The sequence below is a fragment of the Butyrivibrio sp. genome, assembly GCF_024699075.1.
Genome location: NZ_JAILQF010000223.1, coordinates 1 through 3,466 on the forward strand (window position 1 = coordinate 1; position 3,466 = coordinate 3,466).

Annotated in this window: 3 protein-coding genes; all 3 read left to right on the forward strand. The window is 38.5% G+C overall.

Features of this window, described 5'->3' with window-relative positions:
• Window positions 1-687, forward strand: a 687-nt coding sequence (locus tag K6G87_RS08915) for a hypothetical protein (RefSeq protein WP_296836057.1), incomplete at its 5' end; no start/stop codon positions are given.
• Window positions 688-1,063: 376 nt separating this feature from the next.
• On the forward strand, window positions 1,064-1,966 hold the full coding sequence (locus K6G87_RS08920) for a LysR family transcriptional regulator (protein WP_296836059.1): 903 nt from the start codon (window positions 1,064-1,066) through the stop codon (window positions 1,964-1,966).
• Window positions 1,967-2,120: 154 nt separating this feature from the next.
• Window positions 2,121-3,466: carboxypeptidase M32 (locus K6G87_RS08925; RefSeq protein ID WP_296836062.1), on the forward strand; the 1,346-nt coding region annotated here is incomplete at its 3' end.

The window sequence follows — 3,466 nt, forward strand, 5'->3', positions numbered from 1 at the left end:
CTTCCTGAAGATGCAGCTCTTACAATTACACCTGCATATGTAACATTAACTTCGGGTACATCTTCAAAGACTTATGATGGTACGGCATTAACTAATCCAGAGGTTACGCAGGAAGGTACTTATTATGAGAGAGATGGAGAACTTACCTGGAACGTAACAGGAACACAGACAGAAGTTGGATCATCTGATAACACATTTACAATTCTTATAAATGGAGATGAAGTTATCATAGAAGAACCAACTGAAGACGAAGAAGAAGTTCAGCTCGAATCAAGTATTGGTCATACAATGCGTCGAGCAAAGAATGATGGAGATTTTGATCAGGTTATTACAACAGATAATTATATTATCAGGTTGGCATATGGTACGCTTACAGTAACATCGGCACCTACACCAACACCACCTACACCTACTCCAACTCCTTCAACAACTACAACAACTACTACTTATACTACAACAGTAATAACACCAGCACCGACACCTGCAGTACTTGGAGCAACAAGAGAAGAAGTTATAGCTCCTGTAACACCTGTAGAGCCGGAAACACCGGAAGTTCTTGGTGAAAGCAGAACAAGACAGACAGGTGATGAAAGTAAGATTCCTGGAAGAATACTCATCATTATGATATGCGCAGGCGCTATAGCAACTATCATGATGACTAACAGGAAAAAGGAAGAAGAACAGTAATATAACTGTTCAGATTTCGAAATAGTAATTCTCTCACAAAAGGAGCCGGCAGTGCGATTACGCACTGCCGGCTTCTATTTAGATGGCATTTTTGTCGATTCTGTAGATTTCTTCAAGTATTTCTTCAAGCTTTTCCCAAAATTTTTTCATGATAAATACCTCCTTTTTATTGGTACTCATTATATGTTTACAAGCTCTTACCAAAAATAAGGCGCTTATTTAAAGGCTTTTATTTTGGTGATTTCATTACTGTTTCTCTTTACAATTTAATAATATCAGCTTGTTTAGCTATTGTATAATACATATAATGGTAGTATAGATATACCTTTTGGGTATACATAAGAGATGTATATGGACCTATGTCAGGGAGGGTTATATGGAACTTAGGCATATTAGATATTTTCTTGCTGTCGTAGAAGAGGGGAGCTTTACAAAGGCAGCTGAAATGCTTTGTATAGCTCAGCCTCCCTTGAGTCGTCAGATAAGAGACCTTGAAGAGGAGCTAAATACAAAGCTCTTTGTTAGAAAAGCAAGAGGGCTTACACTTACGGAATCTGGAGAGCGCTTTTTGCAATATGCCCGTAGGATCAAGCAGCTATCCGACCAGTCAGTAGAGGATATCATTAATATGAAGGATGGCCTTACGGGAAGATTATATCTTGCTACAGTAGAAGGACGTGCGCCTGAACTATTAGCTACCTGGATATCTGATTTTAAGAAGGATAATCCGCTAGTAGAGTATGAAGTATGGAATGGCAATTCTGATGATGTTATAAAGAGAGTTCATTCCGGACTTAACGAGATAGGTATCATAACTCTTCCTTATGATGAAGAGGGCCTTGATGGAAGACTTATTTATAAAGAGCCCTGGGTTGCGATAATACCTAAAGATCATCCGCTTTCAAAGACCAAAGAAGACTTTATAGAGCTTGAAAAGCTTGCTCCCTATGATCTTATTATTCCCTCAAGAAGATCCAGAAGAAAAGAAATAGAGAACTGGTTTGCACCTCTTGGCCTTGAACCAAAGATCGTATGCAGAATAGCACATATGCTAAATGCGTATGAGCTTACGGCTAAAGGCCTTGGAATAGCTATTTATCCAGCTTCTGCAGCAAAGTATGTAAGTACGGATGTTGTAGTAAAAAGGATAACTAAGCCATCTGTATATGCCAGTTATGTTCTTGTAAGAAGTAATACCAAGGATCTTTCCATGGCTGCAAGACAGTTCTGGGACTGCGTTTGCGCAAAATATGAGGAATGCGGCTCAGACTCTGTTTAGTATTTTCCTATTGATAATAAGGCGCATATATTAGACAATTAGTAAGGATATTTATAAATATGTTAAAAGAGATATTAGAGTACTGAGAACTACCCATCACCTGAAAAGGTGATAAAAACAGCCTGAATATCTTAATTAGAGAGTGAGGTAATATATGACAACAAACGAAATGATAGAAAAATACAAAGAGTGGGTCTTTAAGTGCTCAGCTTACAATATGGCTCTTTCTCTTATAGGCTTTGATAAGCAGACAATAGCACCTGTTCAGGGCGAAGAGTACAGGGATGAAAGGGCAGCTTTTTTAAGCGGAGAGCTTTTTTCCATATCTACAGATCCTCAGATGATGGAGATTATGAAGACTCTTAAAGAAGATGACACTATAGATCCTGATATCAAGAAGGCAGCCCAGCTTTATTATGATGATATGCTTAAGACTGTCTGCATTCCCAAAGATGAGTATGTAAAGTGGCAGAAGCTTACTAATGAGTCCTTCAACAACTGGAGAAGAGCTAAAGAGGCAGATGACTATTCTATATTTGAGCCATATCTTAAGAAGGTTATAGAAGGAAGCAAAAAGCTCTATGAATATCGCGGCAAGGATATGCCAGTATATGATCAGATGCTGGATGATTTTGAACCAGGAATGAACAGGGATAAGTATGATGCGTTTTTTGACGCACTTAAAGAGCGTCTTGTTCCTCTTATTCAAAAAGTTAAAAATGCAAAAAAAATAGATGATTCTTTCCTTTATCAAAAATGTGATATAGAATCCCAAAAGAAGTTCATGGAATATCTTCTTGACTATCTTGGCTATGACAAGAGCTGGGGCTATCAGAATGAGAGTGAACATCCTTTTACTGACTGGGTATGCGAGAATGACTGTCGTACTACTACCAAATACCTTGAAGACAACATGATATCAGCAGTCTTTTCAACTATTCATGAGTGTGGTCATGCCTGGTATGAGCACAATATAGATCCTAAATATGATGGAATGATACTCTCTAACGGAGTTTCAAGTGGTATGCATGAATCTCAGTCAAGACTTTGTGAGAATTATCTTGGAAGGACCAAAGCCTTCTGGGAAGCCAATTATGACAAGCTTAAGGAATGTTTCCCCAAGCTTATTGGAGATGTAAGTCTTGATGATTTTATCAAAGCAGTTAATGTAAGCACACCTTCACTTGTAAGAACTGAGGCAGATGAGCTTACATATCCTATGCATATACTTATAAGATATGAAATTGAAAAGGGCCTTTTTGACGGGACAATATCCACTGAAGGTCTTGATAAGACCTGGGCTGATAAATATGAAGAGTATCTTGGTATAAGACCTGAGTCTGCAAGAGATGGTATTCTTCAGGATGTGCACTGGTCTGATGCTTCTTTTGGCTACTTCCCGACTTATGCTCTTGGCTCAGCCTTCTCTGCCCAGTTCATGGATGCTATGAGGAAGGATATAGATGTTGATGAGTACTTAAGAGATGGCAGATATGTCGA